Origin of the sequence: Thalassospira sp. GB04J01 (assembly GCF_000751115.1) — a bacterium.
GTDB lineage: Bacteria > Pseudomonadota > Alphaproteobacteria > Rhodospirillales > Thalassospiraceae > Thalassospira > Thalassospira lucentensis.
Genome location: NZ_CCDX020000005.1, coordinates 411,720 through 434,027, shown reverse-complemented (window position 1 = coordinate 434,027; position 22,308 = coordinate 411,720). Strand labels below are relative to the sequence as shown.

Annotated in this window: 24 protein-coding genes; 14 read left to right on the top strand and 10 right to left on the bottom strand. The window is 54.9% G+C overall.

Annotation, left to right across the window (positions count from 1 at the left end; translation table 11 throughout):
• The first annotated feature begins 24 nt into the window (after positions 1-24).
• The 3 genes from AMM48_RS03565 to AMM48_RS03555 all read left to right on the top strand — a co-directional run bounded on the left by AMM48_RS03565 (position 25) and on the right by AMM48_RS03555 (position 1,594).
• A complete protein-coding gene (locus AMM48_RS03565; protein WP_102782921.1) occupies positions 25-498 on the top strand; it encodes a hypothetical protein in 474 nt (157 codons plus the stop codon).
• Between the two features lie 105 nt (positions 499-603).
• Complete coding sequence (locus AMM48_RS03560; RefSeq protein ID WP_102782920.1) at positions 604-1,101, top strand: hypothetical protein; 498 nt, start codon at positions 604-606, stop codon at positions 1,099-1,101.
• Between the two features lie 31 nt (positions 1,102-1,132).
• Complete coding sequence (locus AMM48_RS03555) at positions 1,133-1,594, top strand: hypothetical protein (RefSeq protein WP_102782919.1); 462 nt, start codon at positions 1,133-1,135, stop codon at positions 1,592-1,594.
• Positions 1,595-1,614: 20 nt separating this feature from the next.
• Here AMM48_RS03555 and AMM48_RS03550 read toward each other — a convergent pair whose 3' ends face one another.
• Together AMM48_RS03550 and AMM48_RS03545 are read right to left on the bottom strand one after the other, a co-directional pair.
• On the bottom strand, positions 1,615-2,847 hold the full coding sequence (locus AMM48_RS03550) for a glycosyl transferase (protein ID WP_022732530.1): 1,233 nt from the start codon (positions 2,845-2,847) through the stop codon (positions 1,615-1,617).
• Positions 2,840-3,694: an HAD hydrolase family protein gene (locus AMM48_RS03545; RefSeq protein WP_102782918.1), complete on the bottom strand. Its 855-nt coding sequence runs from the start codon at positions 3,692-3,694 to the stop codon at positions 2,840-2,842. Before AMM48_RS03545 ends, AMM48_RS03550 begins: the two co-directional genes overlap by 8 nt.
• Positions 3,695-4,007: 313 nt before the next feature.
• Here AMM48_RS03545 and AMM48_RS03540 point away from each other — a divergent pair, with 313 nt between their 5' ends.
• From AMM48_RS03540 to AMM48_RS03525, 4 genes are all read left to right on the top strand, one after another.
• A complete protein-coding gene (locus AMM48_RS03540; RefSeq protein WP_102782917.1) occupies positions 4,008-4,829 on the top strand; it encodes a hypothetical protein in 822 nt (273 codons plus the stop codon).
• 223 nt (positions 4,830-5,052) lie between these two features.
• Positions 5,053-6,219 (top strand): 4-hydroxybenzoate 3-monooxygenase, encoded by a 1,167-nt coding sequence (gene pobA, locus AMM48_RS03535; RefSeq protein WP_102782916.1) that lies wholly within the window; start codon positions 5,053-5,055, stop codon positions 6,217-6,219.
• A gap of 301 nt (positions 6,220-6,520) precedes the next feature.
• Entirely contained in the window at positions 6,521-6,814 is a 294-nt protein-coding gene (locus AMM48_RS03530; RefSeq protein WP_102782915.1) for a DUF883 family protein, read from the top strand.
• Entirely contained in the window at positions 6,811-7,320 is a 510-nt protein-coding gene (locus AMM48_RS03525) for a hypothetical protein (RefSeq protein WP_102782914.1), read from the top strand. The genes AMM48_RS03530 and AMM48_RS03525 overlap by 4 nt, the downstream gene beginning before the upstream one ends.
• A 45-nt stretch (positions 7,321-7,365) precedes the next feature.
• Here AMM48_RS03525 and hpt read toward each other — a convergent pair whose 3' ends face one another.
• Both hpt and AMM48_RS03515 read right to left on the bottom strand, forming a co-directional pair.
• Positions 7,366-7,902 carry a hypoxanthine phosphoribosyltransferase gene (gene hpt, locus AMM48_RS03520; RefSeq protein ID WP_102782913.1) on the bottom strand — a complete coding sequence of 179 codons (537 nt, stop codon included), beginning with the start codon at positions 7,900-7,902 and terminating at the stop codon, positions 7,366-7,368.
• A gap of 204 nt (positions 7,903-8,106) precedes the next feature.
• On the bottom strand, positions 8,107-9,060 hold the full coding sequence (locus tag AMM48_RS03515; RefSeq protein ID WP_102782912.1) for a LysR family transcriptional regulator: 954 nt from the start codon (positions 9,058-9,060) through the stop codon (positions 8,107-8,109).
• Positions 9,061-9,197: 137 nt separating this feature from the next.
• On the opposite strand from AMM48_RS03515, the gene AMM48_RS03510 reads away from it, so the two are divergent.
• From AMM48_RS03510 to AMM48_RS03495, 4 genes are read left to right on the top strand one after another with little or no spacing between them, the layout of a single operon-like run.
• Positions 9,198-10,166: a TAXI family TRAP transporter solute-binding subunit gene (locus tag AMM48_RS03510; RefSeq protein WP_102782911.1), complete on the top strand. Its 969-nt coding sequence runs from the start codon at positions 9,198-9,200 to the stop codon at positions 10,164-10,166.
• A 32-nt stretch (positions 10,167-10,198) separates the two neighbouring features.
• A complete protein-coding gene (locus AMM48_RS03505) occupies positions 10,199-12,067 on the top strand; it encodes a TRAP transporter fused permease subunit (RefSeq protein ID WP_102782910.1) in 1,869 nt (622 codons plus the stop codon).
• Positions 12,064-13,401: an acyclic terpene utilization AtuA family protein gene (locus AMM48_RS03500; RefSeq protein ID WP_102782909.1), complete on the top strand. Its 1,338-nt coding sequence runs from the start codon at positions 12,064-12,066 to the stop codon at positions 13,399-13,401. The genes AMM48_RS03505 and AMM48_RS03500 overlap by 4 nt, the downstream gene beginning before the upstream one ends.
• Before the next feature lie 2 nt (positions 13,402-13,403).
• On the top strand, positions 13,404-13,718 hold the full coding sequence (locus tag AMM48_RS03495; protein WP_102782987.1) for a hypothetical protein: 315 nt from the start codon (positions 13,404-13,406) through the stop codon (positions 13,716-13,718).
• 39 nt (positions 13,719-13,757) lie between these two features.
• On the opposite strand, the gene AMM48_RS03490 is transcribed toward AMM48_RS03495, so the two are convergent.
• The gene (locus AMM48_RS03490) at positions 13,758-14,492 is read right to left on the bottom strand and encodes a glutathione S-transferase (protein ID WP_102782908.1); all 735 of its coding nucleotides are present in this window, start codon (positions 14,490-14,492) and stop codon (positions 13,758-13,760) included.
• Positions 14,493-14,838: 346 nt separating this feature from the next.
• On the opposite strand from AMM48_RS03490, the gene AMM48_RS03485 reads away from it, so the two are divergent.
• Positions 14,839-15,057, top strand: coding sequence for a DUF3126 family protein (locus tag AMM48_RS03485; RefSeq protein ID WP_022732516.1), 219 nt, complete (start codon positions 14,839-14,841; stop codon positions 15,055-15,057).
• Positions 15,058-15,134: 77 nt separating this feature from the next.
• Here the strand turns inward: AMM48_RS03485 and AMM48_RS03480 are convergent, their stop codons facing one another.
• Both AMM48_RS03480 and AMM48_RS03475 read right to left on the bottom strand, forming a co-directional pair.
• Positions 15,135-15,365, bottom strand: coding sequence for a thioredoxin family protein (locus AMM48_RS03480; protein ID WP_102782907.1), 231 nt, complete (start codon positions 15,363-15,365; stop codon positions 15,135-15,137).
• 38 nt (positions 15,366-15,403) lie between these two features.
• Entirely contained in the window at positions 15,404-16,726 is a 1,323-nt protein-coding gene (locus AMM48_RS03475) for a permease (protein WP_102782906.1), read from the bottom strand.
• Between the two features lie 461 nt (positions 16,727-17,187).
• Between AMM48_RS03475 and fdhA the strand changes: the two genes are divergently transcribed.
• Both fdhA and AMM48_RS03465 read left to right on the top strand, forming a co-directional pair.
• Positions 17,188-18,384 (top strand): formaldehyde dehydrogenase, glutathione-independent, encoded by a 1,197-nt coding sequence (gene fdhA / locus AMM48_RS03470; protein ID WP_102782905.1) that lies wholly within the window; start codon positions 17,188-17,190, stop codon positions 18,382-18,384.
• 197 nt (positions 18,385-18,581) lie between these two features.
• Entirely contained in the window at positions 18,582-19,241 is a 660-nt protein-coding gene (locus AMM48_RS03465) for a hypothetical protein (RefSeq protein WP_102782904.1), read from the top strand.
• A gap of 107 nt (positions 19,242-19,348) precedes the next feature.
• On the opposite strand, the gene AMM48_RS03460 is transcribed toward AMM48_RS03465, so the two are convergent.
• From AMM48_RS03460 to AMM48_RS03450, 3 genes are read right to left on the bottom strand one after another with little or no spacing between them, the layout of a single operon-like run.
• On the bottom strand, positions 19,349-20,131 hold the full coding sequence (locus AMM48_RS03460; RefSeq protein WP_102782903.1) for a siderophore-interacting protein: 783 nt from the start codon (positions 20,129-20,131) through the stop codon (positions 19,349-19,351).
• Positions 20,132-20,157: 26 nt separating this feature from the next.
• Complete coding sequence (locus AMM48_RS03455; protein WP_102782902.1) at positions 20,158-20,649, bottom strand: MarR family winged helix-turn-helix transcriptional regulator; 492 nt, start codon at positions 20,647-20,649, stop codon at positions 20,158-20,160.
• Between the two features lie 15 nt (positions 20,650-20,664).
• Positions 20,665-22,086 (bottom strand): MFS transporter, encoded by a 1,422-nt coding sequence (locus AMM48_RS03450; RefSeq protein ID WP_102782901.1) that lies wholly within the window; start codon positions 22,084-22,086, stop codon positions 20,665-20,667.
• Between the last annotated feature and the right edge of the window lie 222 nt (positions 22,087-22,308).

The window sequence follows — 22,308 nt, the reverse complement described above, 5'->3', positions numbered from 1 at the left end:
AGATACTAAAGGACAGAATGCGCGATGGCGTATGCGCAGGAAACCCGTCTGAACCGTTTGCCCGAAGATGTGCCTGATCGCGTGCACAAACTGTTCGACGTGTGGCGGGCCGCGACATGCGGGAATGCACTTCCCGACCGAAAAGATCTTAGCAGCGACACCCTTTCGCTGTGGATCAATGACATTGGTATCTATGAGTATCTTCCCGATCGGCGCGACTTTGTTGTGCGGATTGATGCGCCAAACATGATTGCGGCGAGTGGCGAGAATTATCAGGGGTGTTCACCGCACCAGATTGATCTTGATTTTGGCACGCGGGTGCATGCCACGCTTCTCGATGTCATCGACAGCAGACAGCCGGCATTCCATATCATCGGTGTGGAGCGAAAAGTTTGGGAAGAATGGGTTCGGCTGTTGTTGCCGGTGCAAACACGCGACCGTGCAGGGAAGGCAGTCCTTCAGATACTTGTTGCCTATTTTTTCTATCGTGGGCGTTAAGTCTTCTTTCTTGAAAAGAAACCTATTTTGCGTGCATGCACTTGTTCTTAAGTAGCGGCTTGCCCACTTAATTTTGTGGGAGAAGTTTTAGCTTGGCGGCACGGTATGCTGGAATCAACGGACGTTGAACTGTCGGGTCTTCCGGACGATATCGACAAGTCAATTATTTGCTTTGTCGATGCGTGGCGCGATGCCTGTGCGCAGATGGAAAATGGCGCACTTCCGACACGCACGGTTTTAAGCGCGGAACGGTTGCGTCAGTGGCGCGATGATATTTGCATTTATGAGTATCAGCCAATCAGAGAAGATTTTCTGGTGCGGATTGATGCGCCGACAATTATTGAGAACAACGGCGAAAGTTTTCAAAACAGCACGCCGCGCGAAATTGATCTTAAATACGGGACCTGCTTGATGGCGGCCTTGCTTAAGACCATGCGGCAAAAAAAACCGACATTCCATTACGTCCGCATCGTCAGTGCTTCTGGTGAACCGCGGCAGTGGCTTCGGGTTTTGTTGCCGGTGCAAACCTTTGACCGGTTCGGCGATCCGATTGATCAAATCCTTGGTGTGCGGTTCGCGTATGAACCAATGCATTGCATTTGAAAGTTGAACAATGGCGAGGATGCATACGATCATGGACAAGGAGTTCCCGCTGGAAGCCTTGCCTGCTGATGCGCCGGAATCTGCCTGCGGGTTGCTTGGATTTTGGTCGGATCATGCAAGGGCGGACGCATTGCCAACCCGCGATGACTTCAACGCACAACATCTCGCCCCTTGGATCGAAGATCTGAGCATTTATGATTATCACCCCGATATAGACGATTACCAATTGATGCTGGAGGGGGAGAACCTTGTTGCCTTGACCGGCGAGGTTTGGCGCGGGGCTTTTGCCCGTGAGCTTGATAGCCATTTTTCGACCAACCTGCATGCGGCCATGTCCGTGGCACGGACAACAGAACACCCCAAACTTGATATGTTGCGGATTTTAGATGCGGACTGGCATCGCTGGGTTCGGTTGGTGCTGCCTGTCTTGCGCAAAAATAAAGGCGAGAAAGACGTGTTTCAGGTCTTTCTCGCCGTTTTTCAAATGCCGTGATTCTTTTACCGCAGATGGACTTAAGATTTGCCGATGTCCATGTCATTGAGGTCATCTTCGACCGCCGCTGAAAGATGTTCGAAAATGTCGCCCATGGCACTTTCAACCCGCTGCCAGCTTGGGATGAAGGGGCTTTCGAGCGGGTTTTCAAGATAGTGCTGACCGGCACTGATGATGACTTCGGACAATACCTCGACACATTTTTCTTCTTCGTCGCGGTTGATTTTAAGCCCGTTGAACATGGCATCGGCCCGGTATTGCTCGATCAGATCAAGGGCCATGCGGTAATAGGTTGCCTTAAGCGTTCTGAAGGTTTCGTGCGAGAAAATGGTGCCCTGTGTGGCCAGTTTACGGAAAAGCGATTTGGCGATGTCGCTTGCCATGCGTGACAGGCCGTCATCTTTTTCGGCGGGGTCAAAATCGCGGTGCTTGTGATCATAAATATCGGCGATATCGACCTGGGCCAGACGGTGGACCGTATGGTTGCGATACATTTCCGAGAGCATCGAAACTTCAAGCCCCCAGTCCGATGCAACGCGCAGGCCATAGGCAACATCGGTGCGAATGGCGATCTCGCCCGACAGCGAATAGCGAAATGAGTCCATGTAATTAAGGAAATCGGTCTTGCCGACAACCTGTTTGAGCGCGCGGATCAGCGGGGTGACAAACAGTCGGCAGACCCGACCCTTGAGCGTGCCATTGGCAACGCGGGCGTAATATCCCTTGGCGAAGGCGAAGTTAAACGCCGGGTTGGCAATCGGGTACATCAGTTTGGCCGGAAGGTCCGGGGTGTAGGTTGCGATGTCGCAATCATGAATGCCAATGACGGAACTGCGGCCCGATGCCAGTGTATAGCCCATGCAGTACCAGACATTGCGGCCTTTGCCCGGTTCATAACGCGCCAGATCAAATTCGGCCAGCCGGTCATGCACGCCGCGCAGGCGCGGGCCATCATTCCACAGAATGCGCACATGTTGCGGCAGGTCTTTGAAAAATTCGCGCGCGTGCAAATATTGCTGTGCATTGGCGCGATCAAGACCGACGACAATCTGATCAATATAGGTGGCTTGTTTAAGCCCCTCGACAATGGTGGTCATGGCCGGGGTTTCGAGTTCGGAATAGAGGCACGGCAGGATCAGGGTTTGACGCCGTTGCCGGGCAAAGGCGCTCATTTCATAGGCGAGTTCTTCGGGATTGCGGTCAAGAATGCGGTGCAGGGTCGTGATCGGGCCGCCCTGATGGAAATCAGCCATGAAGTACCTCGCTTTTCTTATTGGTATTGATGATTTGATCAAGAATGGACTGCAGTGCGGCGTTCCAGCCTTCCGGGCCGGGATAGGGCGCAATCCGAAGGTCGGAATGTGTCAAAAGCGGTTCGGAGCGGATGCCGCGCTTGGGCGGGATTTGAACGGCAATGTCTGCCGCGGCCAGCATCGGGATATCATTGGCGGAATCGCCCAGCGCAATCGTGGTGATGGCGGTATTGGTGTCGCCATCGCCATTACCATCACCATCACCCAGTCTTCCCGAGACCACAAGGCGTTCAAGCATTCGCTTCATTGCGGCCCCCTTGTTTGATGGGCCACACAGGGTATGGAACCGACCGCCTTTGACCAGCTTTAGCGAAAACTGGCTGGCGATGTCCGTCGCGATTTCAATGTCCTGTTCGCTTGGTTGCCAGATCAACGGATCGGAGCAATGGCGTTGTCCGGCGCGGATGGCATCATCAAGCGTCAGTCCGGTTTCTGTCGCAATCATTTCTGGCGGGACGGTGCGAAAACTGCCCAATGGGACATTCACGGCGGCGATGATTGCGTCGCGGGCGGAATCAATGGTTTGCGATGATGGACCGGGTTGTTCAACCTCGCCATCGAGTGAGATGACCCCGCCATTTTCGCCAATCAAGCCGTCAAACAGGCCGTAATTCATCTGAATATGGTCAAGCTCGGCAAGGGTTTTTGACGACACGGCGATCAAGGGGATCGAGAGCGATCTTATGCGTTCTATGGCCGGGCGGGCCGCATCCCAGCGATAGTCGTCATGATCAAGCAGGGTGCCGTCAAGGTCGGTAAAAATGGCGATGGTACGTGTTTGTTGCATCGTCCCGTTCTGTTGCGGTTTTTTCAAACTGTCGGGTGACCGTTAACGCGCGGCCATAACAGCAGCTTAGCACAGCGATTGTGGCAGTGCGACAGTCGGAAGGTTAAATTTTATGCAAGATGTTGTTTTGATGAAAAATAATGCGTATTGCGGTAGAGTTGATTGTGTCGGCATGGTTGGTTCTGTTAGCTTTAAAATACCGACACGATGACCCATATATTTTATAGTTTCCATCCATATGACGGGGCGCGCGACAGCGCATGGAACACGCCGTCGGGCCGGTTATAGATGCCATAACAGTTGAGGGCCGTTGATGATATTGAGACGCTGGCTTCTGGCTGTCTTGCTGTGTGCCGGGAGCCTTTGCAGTGCGACACAGGATGTTCGGGCCGAAGGTGGCAAGCCTGCGCAACCCGTGGTGTCTGAGGTTGTTTTCGCTGTGGGGGAATGGGCCCCGATGATTGGCGAAAATATCGAAAATTTCGGCATTCATTCCAAGCGTGTCATGGATGTTTTCAAGGCCATGGGATATCGAGTTCGGCTTGAATTCCTGCCGTGGCAGCGCGCGTATGAGCAGACCCGGCAGGGGATTTATGTCGGGACATTTTCGTGGCTGTCGACGGTTGATCGGGCCGCTGTGTTTTATGTTCCCGATCACCCGATTGCGCGCGCCTATCAAAAGGTGTTTTACAAAAAATCACGGTTTCCGGGCGGGTTGGATATTTCATCCCTTCGCGATATCGCGACACTTGGCCTGCGTCCGGTTGGCGTGGGGTCTTATTGGTATGAGCAAGCCTATAAACGGCTGGGACTTGATGCAGATATCGTCACCAATCCGGAATCCGCGTGGCGGTTCCTCAATGCAGGGCGGGCTGATGTCTTTGTTGAAGAAGAAGAAGTCGGCCGTTCGGATATGGTGCATTTCCTTGGGGACGAGGCCGCCACGCTTTACGGTGCGTCAGAGCCGATAAAAACAGACGACATGTTTATCCTGTTTTCACGTCAACATCCTGACGGCAAACGGCTTTGGGAAGAATTCGACCGCTATATGGCGTCCGATGCGGGGCAGGAATTGTGCCATAAATGGCATGCATGTCTTGCGTCAGTTCACGCCCCGTCAACAGGGGACAGATGACTGTTTGCGGTTTTATTGTCGCAAATCGAGACGTTGGGCCGATGCGAAAACCATTTTGTTCCTGACCGATAACTGTCACGTCATAGATGTTCGAATTGTCCAATTATTATCCCGGTTTGTCCATTCTGCCCGCAGGCCAACAGGCGTAGTATTTCCTCAATAGAATTGTTCTTGTTCCATTCAAGCAGGAACAGAAAAACAATGATCTTGTGAGGAAGACGCCATGCATGCCCCCGTCGTTATCATCGGTTCAGGCCCGGCCGGGTTGCTGTTGTCGCATCTGTTGCATGTGCAGGGCATTTCGTCGGTGATCCTTGAACGCAAAAGCCGCGACTATGTCGAAGGCCGCATTCGTGCGGGCGTTCTGGAAATGGGGACGGTTGGCCTGATGGAACGGGTTGGCGTTGATGCGCGGATGAAAAAAGAAGGCATCATCCACGGCGGCATCTATATCAGCCTGAACGGCAAGCGCACCCATGTGAACATCGAAGAACAGACCGGTGGGTCGACGGTGATGGTGTATGGCCAAACCGAAGTCACCAAGGACCTTATTGCCGCACGTCTTGCCCATGGTGGCGAGATTGTTTTTGAGGCAGAAGACGTCAGCCTGCACGATATTGAGGGCGATAAGCCGCGTGTTCGATACCTTAAAGACGGCAATATGGTCGAGATGACCTGTGATTACGTTGCGGCGTGCGACGGGTTCCATGGTGTCGGGCGCAAAACGATGCCGGGTGTGAAAGAGCTTGAAAAAGTTTATCCGTTTGGCTGGCTGGGTATTCTGGCCCATGCCAAACCGGTGGCCGATGAGCTGATCTATGCCAAGCATGACCGTGGGTTTGCGCTCTGTTCGATGCGATCAGAAACGGTGGTGCGCCATTATGTGCAGGTGCCCAGTTCTGACAAGATCGAAGATTGGTCCGATGACCGTTTCTGGGATGAGCTGCGCATCCGGCTTGGCGAAGAAGACGCCGAGCTGGTCAATGAGGGCGAGGTGTTTGAAAAAAGCATCGCGCCACTGCGCAGCTTTGTCGCCGAGCCGATGCAGCATGGTCGTTTGTTTTTGGCCGGTGATGCCGCCCATATTGTGCCGCCAACCGGGGCCAAGGGGCTTAACCTTGCGGCCAGTGACGTGCATTACCTGTCAGAAGCGCTGATTGCGAAATACAAAAACAATCGATCTGACCTGCTTGAGACCTATTCCGATACGGCTTTAGCACGTGTCTGGAAGGCAGAGCGGTTTTCGTGGTGGATGACCTCGATGCTGCATACCTTTGATGATCATAACCAGTTTGAAGGCCGCATTCGTGAGGCCGAGTTGCAGTATATCCTGTCGTCAAAAGCAGGATTGACCACCCTGTCGGAAAATTACGTCGGTTTGCCTTACTAGGGTCTGAACCAATTGACGTAACGGGGATGCCCACCCCCGAGGAGCATTCGTATGCTCCATTCCGCCCAGAATTTCCGATAGGTAGAGCGTGTTGCATTTGATTTGCAGCACGCCCTGATGAACGGCCCGCAGCCCACGCGGGTCGTTTTGTCTTTGTAGGGCGCGGTTTTGTTGGGGATTGGTGAAATGTGCAGGCCGGTTTTCATCATTGCCCGCAAAAGATCACAATTGAATGGGGAACTGATTGCCGGGCTCGCACGTTAGGTGTGTGTTGCAGTTTTCAAGACAACAGGAGAAAACCATGGTGACCAAGACCGAGACGACTGCTGAAAATGCAAAACTTCAGGCCGATGTCGATGCACTTCGCAAAGATCTGGCTGAAGTTACCAAGACCCTGAAAACGATGGGTGGCGATGCGGCACATAGCCGAACGCAGGCCGCAGCAGAACGCATCCGCGAGGTGTCCGGTCAGGCGCGTGACCAGTTTGATCATGCGCGCGACGCAGCCGTGGATCATGTCCGCGACCGTCCGCTTGCCTCTGTCGCACTGACATTTGGTGTGGGCATGCTGATTGGTCGTCTGCTTCAGAAATGATCGATCAGTTAATTGAGAAACTGACCGATCTGATAACCGATCTGGCAAAGGCCGCGGCCGCAAGGCTTGCGGTTTTTGCCGTGATCGGGCTTACCTTTCTGATCGGGATCGGCTTTTTGCTGGCAGCGGCCTTTATGGCCGTGGCGGCAAAATTTGGTGCGATTGCCGCAGCCGTTGCCTTTGGCGGCGGGTTGATCGTCATCGCACTGGTCGGGCTTGCCATTATGGCGCAACGCGATCCGGGTGAAGGCATTGCCAAACAGACAGCCGACGCACCGCAAAAAGCGGGGCGTAGCGAAGATGACGTGTTGTTTGATCTTTTGCTCCATGCGGCGACGACCGGCTTTGCGACCGGACAGGGCAACAAGCCCCACATGCAAACCGGGTTCGATCAGATGATGACGGATCTGGAGGCGCTGGGCGTGTTTGACAGGCCAATGTCCAAGCCGGCGCCCAAGCCAGAGCAAGATACCGACCCAGATGAAGATACAAAAACGGCGGGATAGCATAAGCTTCCCGCCGTTTTTTTAGTCTTTGGAAGTTCTTCCGGCTTATTCGCCGTGGAAATGCACCGTGCCGATATAGGGCAGGTTGCGGTTGTTCTGGGCATAGTCAATGCCATAGCCAACCACGAATTCATCGGGAATATCAAAGCCACAGAAGCCAATCGGAATGTCGACTTCGCGGCGCGACGGCTTATTCAAAAGCGTGCAGATTTCCAGACGGTTGGGATCGCGGGTGTTGAGCAGGCGAACAACTTCGGAAAGCGTATAGCCGGTATCAATGATGTCTTCGACCAGAAGCACATCCTTGCCCCGGATTTGACCATCAAGGTCCTTTATGATGCGCACATTGCGCGAGCTTTCGGTGCTGTCGCCATAGCTTGACGCGACCATGAAATCAACTTCGACCGGGACGGTCAGTTTGCGGGCCAGATCGGCAATGAAAACAAAAGATCCGCGCAGTAAACCAACGACAATCAGCTTTTCAGTGTCTTTGAAACTTTCATTGATCTGGGCGGCAAGTGCATCAATCTTGGTGGCAATTTCGTCCGCCGTTATCAGCGGCTTGACATCGTAATCGGCCATAAATTCCGGTCCTGAAGCGTTATGATATGGTGTGCTGCTTGCTAGCATAGGGAACGGTGCTTGACCAGCCTCTGAATGGTAACAGAAGTATAATCATCAAAAAGCGTGGGTCAGGCCGCCTTTGGGTTGTGGTTTGAGGTGAAAATGCGCGTTCGTCTGAGTGTCAAAACAGTCCACTGAAGTGTGCCGTGGCTTTTTGCACAGTTATGATGTTGGAGATAAAACAGTGTTTTCAATGGTCGAGCTGGGGGCCCGGGCGCTTAGATTACGGCTTCGGACCAGATTGAGGAAAGCCTGTGCGGCTGGTGGCAGCGTCCGACCTGATCGCCAGATCAAGCCAATTTGACGCAGCAGAACCGGGCTTTCAAGGGGCCTGAATATCAGGGGCGAACGCCCAAGGACCGGCAAGGTCAAGGAGGGCAAGGCGGTGATACAAAGGCCCTGTGAGACAAGCGCACCGGCAGTGGCGAGATGGGCGACCTCAAACCGGGGGCGAAACAGCAGGCTGTTTTGGGCACAGGCCGCATCAATCAGAGCACGGACACTTGTTTCACGCGACATTGCGACCATTGGCTGTGACAGGATTTCTTCCCAGTGGTAGGTGCGGTTTTCTTTTAGAAAGCTGTCGGGCGCGCCGACGGCAATGAACTTGTCGCTGAGAAGGCGCTGGAATGAAAGATTGTCACTGTTTTCAACCACGCCGGCGGTAAAGCCAAGGTCGGCCCGGCCCATTTCAACTTCACGCAGGACACCTTCGGACAGCATGTCATTGAGTTGGACATCGACATTGGGGTGGGCATCCATAAAGTCGGAAATCAGCGGCGGAAGGAGCCCGGCTGTTACCGATGGCAGGCCAGCTATTGTCAACTTGCCGCGTCGGGTATTGAGATAGGTGTCGAACTCTGCCAAGGCAGATTCTGTGGTGTTTAGGACACGTTCGGCGAGTCTGAGGAAGGTTCGGCCCTGATCGGTAAGGGCAACATTGCGGGTGTCGCGGTCAAACAGACGTGCCTGCGTGCGGTCTTCAAGGCGGCTGATCTGTCGGCTTAGCGTTGAGCCAGAAACACCAAGACGTTGAGCCGCCTGACGAAAACTGCCGGTTTCTGCCAAAATGCAGAAAGAGCGGAGTTCGTCTGTATCAAGATTGATGCGTTTCATGCATCAATTATCTCACTATTTGATCTTCCTGCAATAAAAAATCTGATCCACACTTTCTGTCCGCCAAGAATAACGAATGTATAAAGTCGCTGGCGGGACGTAAAACATGCCTGAACAGGCATAGGGAGGAATACACTATGAAAATTGCCAAGTTTGCTTTGGCGAGTGCGCTCGCCTTTGGTCTTTCGCTGCCGGCTTTTGCGCAGGAAAAGTTGCTGATTGGTTCAACCTCGGCGTCTTCGTCGCATTACGGGTATTTTGTTTCTGTTGCCAAACTGGTCAACGATGCAGACAACGGCATTGAAGCATCGGTTGTTGAAACGGGTGCGACGATGGATAACCTGCGCCGGATCGAGCGCAATCAGATTGATCTTGGACTGGTTACCACCAACGTTGCGCAGCATGCCCATGCAGGTGCAAAGGGTTTCGATGGTAAACCGATGGCCGGTCTGGGCCTGCTTTGGGTCTATACCGGCGCACCGCAGAACGTCATTGTGCGCGAAGATTCCGGTATTAACAGTCTTGCCGATCTTTCCGGTCAGCGGTTTAATCCGGGGATCAAGGGATCAGCCACGGAAAGTACGACCGAAGCTGTTTTTGAAGCACTTGATCTGACGTCTGACTATGTCCGTGGGTCAACCACCGACGTCGTTGACATGATCAAGGATAACCGCGTGACCGGGTACGTTAAATCGGGTGCGGGTCTTAAACTTGACAGCTCAACCCTTGATATCGCGACCTTTACGCCGATCAAGGTTCTGAGCCTGACCGATGCACAGAAACAGACCCTGATCGAGAAGATGCCCGATGTTTCGGTGGTGGATATTCCCGAAGGTGCCTCAGACGGCATTCCGGCGTATTCGACCTGGAGCTTTGGCGTTGGTGTTGGCGCGGGGGCGAACCTGTCAGAAGATGCGGCCTATAAGATCGTTGAAGCTGTCATGGCCGATACCGAGGTTCAGGGGGCTGCCATGGCAAGTGTTAAGGGTGTCAATCTGGCCGAGTTGACTTTGCAGTATGCGACCATTCCGTTGCATCCGGGTGCGGCAAAATGGTTCCGGGAAAACGGGTATGACATCCCGGCAAATCTCGACCCGAGCAAATAATAAGAAACCAAAGCATCTAGAGGAAAACCGCCATGTCTGTGCGCATCCGCGACGGGTTTGCGTTGCTTGTGGGGATATTCGTTTTTTATACAGCTGCAACAGGCCCGTTTGAAAGTTTGATTCAGAGGGCGGTTTTTCTCGCGCTTGTCACGTGTCTGGGGCTTAGTCTTTATCCATTGGCGCAGGGAACCACCTGGCGCAAGGTTGGTCTGGTCGTTGACCTCATGCTGGCGGCGATAACGGTCAGCGCGTGCAGCTATATCGTGGTGAACTACGATGAAATCATGACGACCCTGCCATGGGCGACCAAGCTTGATATGGCGTTGACGGTTGGGCTTGTCGTGACGGTTCTGGAAGTCGGTCGCCGTGCGGTCGGGGCAATTTTCCCTGCACTTGTTATTGCCGGTTTGTTGTATGCCTTGCTTGGCAACTATCTTCCCGGAAGCCTTGGCCACCGTGGCTTTGACGTCGAGTTTGTTACCGAAACCATCTTTCTTGGCGACCTTGGTATTTGGGGCATGCTGACCGGGGTTGCGGCCACGGTGATTGCCGCGTTTGTTCTTTTTGGTGCCTTGTTGCTGCATACCGGTGGCGGGCAAAGCTTTATAGACCTTGCGATGCGGCTTGGTGGCCGTCAGCGCGGTGGGGCTGCCAAAATCGCGATTATTTCCAGCGGCCTGTTTGGCATGATTTCCGGTTCAGCCGTTGCCAATGTTGCAACCACGGGCAATTTCACCATCCCAATGATGCGCAGGCTTGGTTATCCCGCCCCGCTTGCCGCCGCAGTAGAAGCGGTGGCATCGACCGGTGGGCAGATTGCCCCGCCGATCATGGGGGCGGCGGCCTTTGTCATGGCCGAGATCCTTGGCATTGCCTATGTCGATGTGATGATTGCGGCAGTTATTCCGGCTGTTTTGTTTTACCTGTCGGTGTTTGTCACCGTCCATATCGTTGCCACCCGGCGGAACCTGGCCCTTGTTCCCGAAGACGAACTTCCGGCTTGGTCGGAAATTCTGGCACTGCGTAGGGTATTGCCGATTGTTGCCGCCCTTGGCTGTCTTGGGGTTGGTATTTTCATGGGCCGTTCGGTCGCGACATCGGCCTTTTACGGGATGTGCGGGCTTTTGGTGGCGTTTGTCGCAACATCCATCGGGCAATTACCGGTGCGCGACATGTTTGGCCGAATTCTTGACGGTGTCACGGATGCAGGCAAGGGCATGGTGATCATTGGTGTCCTGCTTGCCGGGGCGCAAATACTGGTTTCGATGATCAATATGACCGGGATTGGCGTGACGCTGAGTTCGATGATTGTTGCCATTGCCGGGGATTCAACCGTTCTGGTGGCGATCATTGTCGGTCTGGTGTGCATGATCATGGGCATGGGGTTGCCGACAACTGCGGCCTATGTGCTGGTTGCTGCCGTTCTGGCACCGGCCATGATTGCGGTCGGGATCGAGCCACTGACGGCACATCTTTTTGTCTTTTACTTTGCAACCATCTCGGTGATTACACCGCCTGTTTGTGTCGCGGTGTTTGTGGCGTCGGGCATTGCGCAAACCAACTGGTTGCCAGCCGCGGTTGAGGCTGTGCGCCTTGGGGCGATGACCTATGTGGTGCCGTTCATGTTGCTTCTGTATCCCGGCATGACCGGCGGTGGGGGCACGATGGCCGTGGGCAATGCGATTTTGTCCGGACTGGTTCTGGTGGTGGCTATTCCGGCGTTGCTTGGTGGTCAGCCGCTTTTCGGGCGCCTGTGGGTTGATCGGGCCTTGTTGGTTGTTGTGATTGCCATCGCGCTTTGGCCAGCATTCCTGACACCGCTCATCGCGGCAGGTTTGCTGGGCGGGTTTCTGTTTTTCGGGCGTGATGCGCGCCGTGCGATGCTGGAGGGCGGACAATGAAGACAATCCGCATTGGAACTGGTGCCGGGTTTTCCGGCGACCGGATCGAGCCAGCTGTTGAATTGGCAAAGCATGGTGAAATTGATTATCTGATTTTCGAATGCCTTGCCGAACGAACCATTGCCCTTGCCCAGCAGGCAAAAATGCGCGATCCGCATGCCGGTTTTGATCCGTTGCTTGAACGCCGGATGCGCGCAGTTCTGTCCGTTTGTCGTGACAAGGGAATTCGGATCATTTCCAATATGGGGGCGGCGAACCCGGTTGGTGCCGCCAAACGGACGGTCGAGATTGCGCGTGAGCTGGGCTTGACGGGATTGCGTGTTGCCGCAGTTCAGGGGGATGACGTCCTTGATATCCTGTCGCCTGATACGTTTCATATCGACGAAGAAAACTGTGCCCTGCGCGATTTTAAAAAACAGGTTGTTTCGGCAAATGCCTATCTTGGGGCCGGCGGGATTGTGGACGCCCTGATTGCCGGGGCAGATGTCATCCTGACCGGGCGCGCGGCAGATCCGTCGATGTTTCTTGCGCCGCAGATTTTTGAGTTTGGCTGGGAAATGGATGACTGGACGCGGCTTGGTCGCGGTACGCTTGTTGGTCATCTTCTTGAATGTGGCGGGCAAATCACCGGCGGGTATTTTGCCGATCCGGGCATCAAGGATGTCCCCGATCTTGCGCGGTTGGGTTTTCCGATTGCCGAGATCACCGAAGACGGAAATGCAGTTATTACCAAGCTTCGTGGCACGGGCGGGTGTGTTACTGCTGCGACCTGTAAGGAGCAGCTGCTTTATGAGGTCCATGACCCCAAAAGATATATCCAGCCCGATGTCATTGCGGATTTTTCCGGGGTGGAGATTACAGAAATCGGGCCAGACCGGGTTGCGATCGCAGGTGGAAATGGTTTCCAGAAAACCGGAAGTTTGAAAGTTTCCGTCGGTTATGTGGATTCCTGTGTTGGTGAAGGGCAAATTTCCTATGCCGGGCCGGGGGCCGTGGCGCGTGGACGCCTTGCCCTTGATATCTTGCATCAGCGGATGGAACTGGCCGGGATTTGTTGTCAGGAAATCCGTGGTGAGTTGATTGGTGTGAATTCCGTGTTCCCGCAAGCCGAACCCGCAGACGACGCGCCCGGCGAAGTCCGTCTGCGCTTTGTCGTGAGGACCGATGACCTTGCGACGGCGGCACGCATCGGTGAAGAAGTCGAAAGCCTGTATCTGAATGGCCCGGCTGGTGGCGGGGGTGTCACCAAATCAACACGCGAAGTCGTTGCCATCGTATCGGGGCTGTTGCCCGAGGGGCATTTGAAGACACATTTCGAGATGATGGAGGCCTGATGTTGCAGCTACGCGATATTGCCCATTCCCGTACCGGGGACAAAGGCAACATTTCCAATGTTTCGGTGATTGCCTATCGCGCGGAAGACTGGCCAATTCTGGTGCGTCAGGTCACAGCGGAACGGGTGCGAGACCATTTCGGAACAATGGTTTGCGGCGAAGTCCTGCGCTATGAGTTGCCGCAGATTGGTGCGCTTAACTTTGTGATGCATGATGCGTTGGGGGGCGGGGTTACACGGTCACTGGCACTTGATCCGCATGGCAAGTGCCTGAGTTCCCTTCTTTTGACCCTGACGATTGAGTCAACCCACACATAGGCGGTTAACCGACACTTGGGGCCGGAAATGCAATACGCTTTAGGCCGCCTTAAACACAATCGGTGCGTCGCCTTCGTGCCACTGGTCGTATTTGGTCATGGCGCGTTCGAAGAAGCTGGAGGCCAGAAAATCAGCCAGCCAGCGTTGCACATGGACAAACGGCATGGCATCAAACGCATCGCGGTCGGCATTGGCGAACTGGCGGACAAACGGGGCAATGGCAAAATCGGCCAGAGCCGGGCGCGATCCAAACAAATAGCGGCCAACGGCCAAGCGGCCATCCAGACGGTTGAGGATTTTTTCGGCATCGCGGCGGTGTTCGGCCGGATCGGCGTGCTCATAGCGGGTATGGTATTTATACCGGTCAAGATGGTGTTTGAACGGTCCGTCATTTTGCGCGATCAGGGCCAGCATATCGTCAAGCGTACCGCTTTCGGGTGTCATCCATTCATTGGGATCGTTTTCGACCAGGGCCCAGACCATGATTTCGAGGCTTTCGTCAATCACGGTGCCGTCGGACTGGATCAGGACCGGCACGGTTGCCTTGGGGGACGCGTCGATCATGGATTGGGGTTTGTCGCGCAACACAACTTCGCGCAGTTCGACGTCAATGCCAGCCGACAGCAATGCCATACGGGCGCGCATGGCATAGGGGCAGCGCCGGAAGCTGTAAAGAACGGTCGGGTTTGTCGCCGCGTTGCGGGCTTCGTTGCTGGCTTCGTCGTTGGCTTTGGCGTCGCTTTGGGCCGGGGTGGTTTGGGCAATCTTGGTCATATCTTCGGCTTAACGGCTGTGCTGGGCGATTGCAACTGGTTTGGGCGGATTTTGCCCCAAAGCACACCGGATGGGAAACGCAGATTGGAAATAGCGCGCAAAGTTCCCTATGTTTGAGAAACGGGTCCAGCGTCGAAGATCGGACATATCCTGAAACAGCAGGCGTGAAAATTTGATCAAATCGGTCTTTTTTGCCCTCTCGGGCTTGATTTGCAGGGGTGGTTTGTGGAAGACAATGGGCACAAGATTTATACATCGCAGGATCGCTGCTGACGCCGGATGGCGCTTGCGATATTCTGCGGATTAACAGATGTAAGCCGACTGGAAAGAACAAGGGGCAAGTTCTATGACACCGACTGAAATTGCGCGCGTTACCGATTATCTGCGCCGCACCTTTGACAATAAACTTATCGCCATCGACCCGCCGAAGAAAAAAGGCTACCCGATCGAAATGCGTGTTGGCGATGAATTCGTCGGTGTCGTGCATCGTGACGAAGACGAAGGCGAAGTCAGCTACTCGCTGAATTTGGTCATTCTTGAAGAAGACCTGCCGCCAGCGCCGTAATTTTCGGACTGCGCCTGCAAAAACAAAACGCCAATACAAAAACGTCCCGGTCAAAATGGCCGGGGCGTTTTTGTTTGTCATGACAGCATAAGACGGATTTCATCGGGTGTCGGGACTTTGCCCTCGACCAGGATTTTATCATCGGCCATCAGGGCCGGTGTGCGCATGATCCCGGCATCAATGATGCTGTTGGTGTCGGTGACTTTTTCAAGGTCATATTCAAGATCAAGCGACTGGGCGGCGGCTTCGGCATTTTTGGCAAGCGTCTGGCATTTGGCGCAGCCGCTGCCGTAAATCGTTAGTTTCATTTTATCTCTCCGTTGTGGGGGGCAAAGGACGGCGTGGTCTAGACATAATTGCCATAGACAAAGCCCGAAAATGTGGCCATCACCACCACAAGAGCGCAATAGACAAGGGTTTTCTCGGTGCCAATCACGGTGCGGATGACCAGCATGTTGGGCAGGGACAAAGCTGGTCCTGCGAGTAAAAGGGCCAAGGCCGGACCCTTGCCCATACCAGCCCCCATCAGGGCGTCGACAATCGGGACTTCGGTCAGGGTCGAGAAATACATGAATGCCCCCAGCACCGACGCCAGAATGGTCGATGTTAATGTGTTGTCGCCAACAGCAGCCGTGACCCAGCGGCTTGGGATCAGGCCTTCATGATCGGGGCGACCCAGCAGCAAGCCCGCGACAAAGACGCCAATCACCAAAAGCGGCAAGATCTGTTTAGTGAAATCCCAGCTTTGCACAACCCATTCGCGGTCTTCGGGGCGCGACAGGGCAATCATCATGATGCCGCCAATGCCAACAGAAAAAGCAAGCTGCGGGGCATTTGGGGCGACGACAGTTGCCAGAACAACCGCCAGTGCCACAATCGCCAAGGGCCGGATCGACCAATTCCATTGCCAGATCAGCAAACCGCCAAAACCGGCCGCCAGAACCGCGGTGATGATCCATTTAACATGGAATACCGCCATCCATGCCGGGCTGCCGTCAACTGCGGCCCAGTTGGCAAACACCAGAACCCCGATCATCAGGGCAAAAAACATCACGGTGATCGAGACAGGTTTTTCATCGTCACCCGCCTCAAAGCCGCGTGCGGATGTTTTGGCACGGTCGCCTTCTTCGCGGCGATAAATAAGATGCATCAGAAGGCCGATGACAACCGCAAACACAATCGCCCCGACACCGCGCGCAATGCCGATTTCAGCACCGAGCACCTTGGCGGTGACGACAATTGCCATGATGTTGATCGCAGGCCCGGAATATAAAAACGCCATGGCCGGACCCAGACCGGCCCCCCGGCGATAGATGCCGCCAAACAGTGGCAATACGGTGCAGGAACATACGGCAAGCAGCGTGCCCGAGACCGATGCGACACCCAGTGCAATAGGCCGTGATGCCGTCGGTCCGAGAAAGCGCATCACTGATCCCTGACTTATATAAACCGCCATGGCACCGGCAATCACAAAGGCTGGGAGCAAGCACAAAATAACGTGTTCGCGGGCATACCAATTGGTCAGGCGCACCGCCTCAAGTACGGCATTGTCAAACCGGCTGGTTCCTGCGGGGATGAAATAGATTGCAAGAAAACCAACCAGAATAAAGGCAAGCAACCGCCCTTCGCGTGGATTGTCGCGGTAAAGGGCTCTTAGCGAATTGAACATGTTGTGCCTCGTAAGACCGGACGGGGTCATTATCTGTTTTGATCCTATCAGGTTCTTGGCAGTTCAACTTTGATGTAAGGCAAGCTCGTCGGTGTCGTATGCCGAAACAAAGACCTGCGGCCGGCACCGACATTTCGGGCCTGTGCGTGAAAGGCAAAAGGCCAAGAATCACACGACCTCTACAACCCACCTTTGGCCAGACGGACGAGGCGTTTTTTGTTCGTTTTTTCCAAATGTCGCAAATGTTCTGAACTCAAGAGGATGTTTAGGGGGCGGCGTTCAGTTCGTTTGACAAGGTATGGGGTGAGCCATACCGTTTTGAGTGTGCATGGCGACAAAATAAAAACGCTATGAGTTTGGTTGGTGGCAGATACAAAAACAAAAAGTCCCAAGCAGCCCCAGACAGCCCAGGCGATACGCACAATCCTGAAAAACAAATGTCAGGCGAGAGGAAACGAAATATGAGTAATCCATCAAATCGTGGCGTGATCTATAAAGGTGCAGGGCAAGTGGCAGTCGAGACGATTGCCTTTCCTGAACTCGCACTGGGCAACCGTAAATGCGAACACGGCGTCATTCTTAAAGTGATCACGACCAATATCTGTGGCAGTGACCAGCATATGGTGCGCGGCCGGACGACAGCAGAAGAAGGCCTTGTGCTGGGACATGAGATCACCGGTGTGATCATTGAAACCGGCCGGGATGTTGAATTCCTGAAAGTCGGCGATGTGTGTTCGGTGCCGTTTAACATTGCGTGCGGACGGTGCCGCAACTGTAAATCGGGTCTGACGGGCATTTGCCTGAATGTGAACCCGTCGCGCCCCGGTGCGGCATATGGCTATGTCGACATGGGCGGCTGGGTCGGTGGACAGGCCGAATATGTCATGGTGCCCTATGCCGACTTCAATCTTTTGAAATTCCCCGATGCCGATCAGGCGATGGAGAAAATCCGCGATTTGACGTTGCTGTCCGATATTTTCCCGACCGGGTTCCATGGTTGTGTCACCGCCGGGGTTGGTCCGGGGACAACGGTTTATATCGCCGGTGCCGGTCCGGTGGGGCTGGCGGCCGCGGCATCAGCCCACCTTTTGGGGGCGGCCTGTGTTGTGGTTGGCGACATGATTGATGATCGTCTGGCACAGGCGCGCAGTTTCGGGTGTGAGACCATCGATCTGAAACAGGAAGGGCCGATGGAAGACAAGCTTGAAGCCATTCTGGGTGACCGGGAAGTGGACTGCTTTGTCGATTGCGTCGGGTTTGAGGCGCATGGCTGTGGCTGTAACCATGGTCATGAAGCCCCGGCGACGGTGCTTAACTCTGCCATGCAAATCACCCGTGCGGGCGGTCAGATCGGCATTCCGGGTCTGTATGTGACCGAAGATCCCGGTGCGGTCGATGATGCGGCCAAGCACGGGGCGCTGAGCATGCGGTTTGGCCTTGCGTGGGCGAAATCACATTCGCTGCATACCGGCCAGTGCCCGGTGATGAAATATCACCGCAACCTGATGCAGGCGATTTTGTTTGAAAAGATCGACATCGCCAAAGCGGTCAATGTGCAGATGATCAACCTTGATCAGGCACCAAAGGGCTATGCCGATTTTGACGGCGGGGCGGCGAAGAAATTCGTCATCGATCCGCATGGTAGCGTTGCGGCCTGATCTGTTATCAAGGTCTTGCGATCTATGATCTTAACACCCCGGTCTTTGGCCGGGGTGTTTTGCGTTGCGGGCCGGACCAAAGCCAATGCCACAGCCCGCGGGCGTTAAACCGGGGGTGTGGAACCAACACCCGTGTGGGGGCGTTGAGATATAGGTTGGCAGAGCATGCCGTTGGATGAAGTCGGTAAAGGACGCACATGGGTTCGTGGATTGAACAACACGCGACATTGCTTCAGGTCGGGGTCAGTGTGGCCACGCTGTTGGTCTGGGTTTTTTATGCGCAATTGCTGTTTCAAAGCTATCGCCGGGTCCGTCGCCCGAAAATCGTGATTAATCAGATGCTGGGCAATTCCGACAAAGCCCGTTTTCTGATCAGCAACATGAGTCAGGAGGCCATCCATATCGATAAGGTGCTGGTGTGTGTGGGAAGCGGCGAGGATCGGGTTTGTGAGCAGGTGACCGATGCCGACCCGGAGCGGGATTCACACGGGAACGAGCAGAAATCCATGCTGTCGGCCCGACTGGACGAAGTGACCGTGCAAGGGCCGCTTGGCTCGGGGAAATGCATTGAACTGGGCGCGTTTGCGCATTTGCTCAACCGTATCTGGCGTCGGGCAGAGATAAACAACAGTGAGGACGGGGTTTCGCGCAGCAATGCGTTTGAAACCGGCGATGCGTGCCGTGTCGAGATCATCGTGATCGCCGTCTATAGTTCCGAAAAGGGCGTGGTCGGCGCCAGCCGGGCCTTTTGGCGCAAAGAGGACGGCGCTTTGAGCCCCGAAAACGTTAAAACCGACCAGCATACCGGCTTTTTCGCCCGCCGCCGTATGGCGCGACTGCATGCGCAGTATGTTTGACAGGAACGGATGTTTACCTCGGTAGCATTATGGCAGACCCAAAATAATCGGGCCCCAACAAGGGGCCCGATTGGTTTTTGGAATGTGCGTGCCTGTGGTGGCGGGGGTTAGGCCGCTGTTTTGGCGTCTTCGGCCTTGATGGTTTTGTGGTTGTCTTCGTTCAGGCCCTGTTTCCAGTAGCTTGAAATATAAAGATCATCCTTGCCCAGACCACGATCATCGCGGAAATAGCTGCGCAGTTCCTTCATGGCGGTAAATTCACAGGCCGCCCATGCCGAAATCTGCCCATCATGCCACGGCAGTTTTTTGACCACATCGACAAGAGCGGTGCTGTTGGTGCCCGGATGCGGGTTGATCACCCATTCGATGGTGATGTTGTCAGGTTTCACCAATTCCTGCATGTCGGCTTCGGACTGGATTTCAATCACCGCGTAGCCGCGTGCGTCAGTGGGCAGCACTTCCAGATTGACCGAAACGGCGGGAAGAGCAGTCATATCACCCACAATCAGGAACCAGTCAGCGGTGGTGTCGACCAGCTTTTTCGGGCCGGGGCCGCCGATGGTGATGGTATCACCGGGCGCACAGTTCACCGCCCAGTTCGATGCCGGGCCGCCATGGTCAGCACCATCGTCACTGTCGCCGTGCATGACAAAATCAATGTCAATTTCGCGGCCCTGATCGGTCATGCGGTCATGACGGATGGTATAGGTCCGGCGCAATACGCGGTCCTTTTCATCGCCTTCGATCGGGAAGATCAGTTTGACATAGGCACTTGCCTGATCGTCGGGGAAGCCTTCCATGCCGTCGCCGCCAAGGGTGACGCGCAGCATGTTGGGGGTGACATATTTTTTGCCGATCACGGTCAGGTCGCGTGGGGCAGGTTTACTCATTTTTGGTGCTCCTTGGTCCATTGGGATTAGTCCGGCTGGACCGTTTTCTTGCAATTGTGATGTTCCAGATTGTCGGCCATCAGATTGGCGATTTCGACAAAGGACTGGATCTGCTGTGGCGTAAGCCCGCGCGTCATTCGGGTTCTGACGTCTTGTTCGACACTGCGAAATTCGGTCATCAGTGTGTCACCGGCGGGCGTCAAATGCAGGGTCTGGCTGCGTCGATCTTCGGGGTGGGGCCGTCTTTCGATCAGGCCCTCATTTTCAATTTCCTTTAGCAGCCGGGTGATGCGGCCTTTGTCCTGACCGGATTTTTCGGCCATTTGCTGGGCGGTGATGCCCGGCAGCTTGATGATCCATTTCAGCACGCGCTTGTGCGACATCGGCATCGGCATATCGGCGGCCTGCATCGCATTCATCGTTGTGCGCTTATAGGCATGGATCAACCGATGCAGGGTTTCGCCGGGCACGTGAAGGCTGTTTTCGGTCGTTTGGGAACTGGTTTCACAGGTCGACATGATTTTGGTTTTTCCTTACACGCCAGCCGGACTGGCGATCAGCCCGGTGCGAAGCGCATGGCGGCGGCCTTCGCAGATCAGGGCAGACAGGGCGGCGGCAATTGATGCGGCAATCATGATGGTGGTCAGATCAAACTGGCCACTGGTGCCAATCAGGATGGCAGCCGTGGCCGCCCCGATGGATTGTCCGGTGAGCCGCGCGGTGGACAGCATCCCGCTGGCGCCGCCAGAACGGTCCCGCGGCGCACTGGTCAGCATCAGCCGGTTATTGGGCGCCTGAAACAGGCCAAACCCGGCACCACAGAGTGCAAGGGCGGCAATCATGCCGACATAGCTGCCATCTGCGGGGACGAATGTTGTTGAAAACAACCCGATGGCAAACAATGCCATGCCCATACCCGTCAGGTGAATGGGCGAATATTTATCGGCCAGTCGCCCGGCAAGCGGGGCAACCACAGCGGTGGTCAATGGCCACGGCGTCATCAAAAGGCCGGTTACGGTAATGCTATATCCCAACACATCATGGAAATAGAACGGCAGGGCGACGAACGCAATCATCTGGGCGCAAAAACCACAAATCGACGACCCGATGGAGCAGGCAAAGACCGGCAGTCGCAGCAAATCAATCGGCAACATTGGCCGATCCTTGGACAATTGGCGGCGTACCAGCGCAATCCCGGCCAGAATGGCAATGACAAACTGGGCGGTGATCAGGGCCGGGTGGCTTTCGGTGCCGACATTGCCAAGGGCGGAAATCAATCCGCCAAAGGCGAACACATTCAAAAGGGCGCTGATGAAATCAAACCGGGTGCGGGTCGGATCGGTAAAGGGCAGCGTGAAATAGCCAATGACAATCGCCAGAATGGAAATCGGCAGATTGATCAAAAACAGCCAGTGCCAGCTTGCAACCGCGAGAATGGCCGAGGAAATCGTCGGTCCGGCCGCCGCCGAGACCGAAACCGTCATCGCGATCCAGCCAATCGCCCGGCCCAATTTGGCCTGCGGGAAGATATGGCGCATGACGGCACCATTGATGCTCATCAGTGCCGCCCCGCCAAGACCCTGTAACACGCGGGCCGCGGTCAGAAACTCGATATTCGGGGCCATGGCACAGAGGCCCGATGCAATGCCAAAAACCGCAATTCCGCTTAGGTAAACCTTCCGAAAACCAATCGCCTCGCCAAGCGCGGCAAGGGGGAGCAGGGAGACAACAATCGCCAATTGATAGGCGGTAACGACCCAAATCGCATGTGCCGGGGATACCCCCTGATCCTGTGCGATGGTGGGCAACGCGACATTCATGATCGTGCCGTCCAGCACGGCCATGGTGATGGTCAACAACACGGCGGCGGCGGCAAGGACGTTGCGCGGGGCAGGTAGGCCATCCGGGTAGACCGTGGGGGAAACGCGGAGCAAAGCGGGTTTTGAAAAGGTCATTGGGGCAAGATCGCTTTCGTGGTGGCACCGGGCGTTGGTGGCGCGAGGGGTGCAAATGGTGCAAATGGTACAAATAGATGCATGGTCTGTGATGTGGGGCGGTTTTGGGGCAGGGCCGCAAACGTGGGGCGCTTGGACACTGGGGGATAAAACATACCGCCACAACTGGTTGACAACATCAACTACCTAAAAATGGTTGATATTGTCAACCATAAAAGTGCG

What these genes read in the sequence shown, in the direction of transcription:
- AMM48_RS03565 (WP_102782921.1), top strand. Translation starts at nt 25, where the DNA reads ATGGCGTATGCGCAGGAAACCCGTCTGAACCGTTTGCCCGAAGATGTG.
- AMM48_RS03560 (WP_102782920.1), top strand. Translation starts at nt 604, where the DNA reads ATGCTGGAATCAACGGACGTTGAACTGTCGGGTCTTCCGGACGATATC.
- AMM48_RS03500 (WP_102782909.1), top strand. Translation starts at nt 12,064, where the DNA reads ATGAAGACAATCCGCATTGGAACTGGTGCCGGGTTTTCCGGCGACCGG.
- AMM48_RS03450 (WP_102782901.1), bottom strand. Translation starts at nt 22,086, where the DNA reads ATGACCTTTTCAAAACCCGCTTTGCTCCGCGTTTCCCCCACGGTCTAC.
- pobA (WP_102782916.1), top strand. Translation starts at nt 5,053, where the DNA reads ATGCATGCCCCCGTCGTTATCATCGGTTCAGGCCCGGCCGGGTTGCTG.
- AMM48_RS03460 (WP_102782903.1), bottom strand. Translation starts at nt 20,131, where the DNA reads ATGAGTAAACCTGCCCCACGCGACCTGACCGTGATCGGCAAAAAATAT.
- AMM48_RS03505 (WP_102782910.1), top strand. Translation starts at nt 10,199, where the DNA reads ATGTCTGTGCGCATCCGCGACGGGTTTGCGTTGCTTGTGGGGATATTC.
- AMM48_RS03510 (WP_102782911.1), top strand. Translation starts at nt 9,198, where the DNA reads ATGAAAATTGCCAAGTTTGCTTTGGCGAGTGCGCTCGCCTTTGGTCTT.
- AMM48_RS03545 (WP_102782918.1), bottom strand. Translation starts at nt 3,694, where the DNA reads ATGCAACAAACACGTACCATCGCCATTTTTACCGACCTTGACGGCACC.
- AMM48_RS03525 (WP_102782914.1), top strand. Translation starts at nt 6,811, where the DNA reads ATGATCGATCAGTTAATTGAGAAACTGACCGATCTGATAACCGATCTG.
- AMM48_RS03555 (WP_102782919.1), top strand. Translation starts at nt 1,133, where the DNA reads ATGGACAAGGAGTTCCCGCTGGAAGCCTTGCCTGCTGATGCGCCGGAA.
- fdhA (WP_102782905.1), top strand. Translation starts at nt 17,188, where the DNA reads ATGAGTAATCCATCAAATCGTGGCGTGATCTATAAAGGTGCAGGGCAA.
- AMM48_RS03475 (WP_102782906.1), bottom strand. Translation starts at nt 16,726, where the DNA reads ATGTTCAATTCGCTAAGAGCCCTTTACCGCGACAATCCACGCGAAGGG.
- hpt (WP_102782913.1), bottom strand. Translation starts at nt 7,902, where the DNA reads ATGGCCGATTACGATGTCAAGCCGCTGATAACGGCGGACGAAATTGCC.
- AMM48_RS03550 (WP_022732530.1), bottom strand. Translation starts at nt 2,847, where the DNA reads ATGGCTGATTTCCATCAGGGCGGCCCGATCACGACCCTGCACCGCATT.
- AMM48_RS03515 (WP_102782912.1), bottom strand. Translation starts at nt 9,060, where the DNA reads ATGAAACGCATCAATCTTGATACAGACGAACTCCGCTCTTTCTGCATT.
- AMM48_RS03530 (WP_102782915.1), top strand. Translation starts at nt 6,521, where the DNA reads ATGGTGACCAAGACCGAGACGACTGCTGAAAATGCAAAACTTCAGGCC.
- AMM48_RS03485 (WP_022732516.1), top strand. Translation starts at nt 14,839, where the DNA reads ATGACACCGACTGAAATTGCGCGCGTTACCGATTATCTGCGCCGCACC.
- AMM48_RS03480 (WP_102782907.1), bottom strand. Translation starts at nt 15,365, where the DNA reads ATGAAACTAACGATTTACGGCAGCGGCTGCGCCAAATGCCAGACGCTT.
- AMM48_RS03490 (WP_102782908.1), bottom strand. Translation starts at nt 14,492, where the DNA reads ATGACCAAGATTGCCCAAACCACCCCGGCCCAAAGCGACGCCAAAGCC.
- AMM48_RS03465 (WP_102782904.1), top strand. Translation starts at nt 18,582, where the DNA reads ATGGGTTCGTGGATTGAACAACACGCGACATTGCTTCAGGTCGGGGTC.
- AMM48_RS03455 (WP_102782902.1), bottom strand. Translation starts at nt 20,649, where the DNA reads ATGTCGACCTGTGAAACCAGTTCCCAAACGACCGAAAACAGCCTTCAC.
- AMM48_RS03540 (WP_102782917.1), top strand. Translation starts at nt 4,008, where the DNA reads ATGATATTGAGACGCTGGCTTCTGGCTGTCTTGCTGTGTGCCGGGAGC.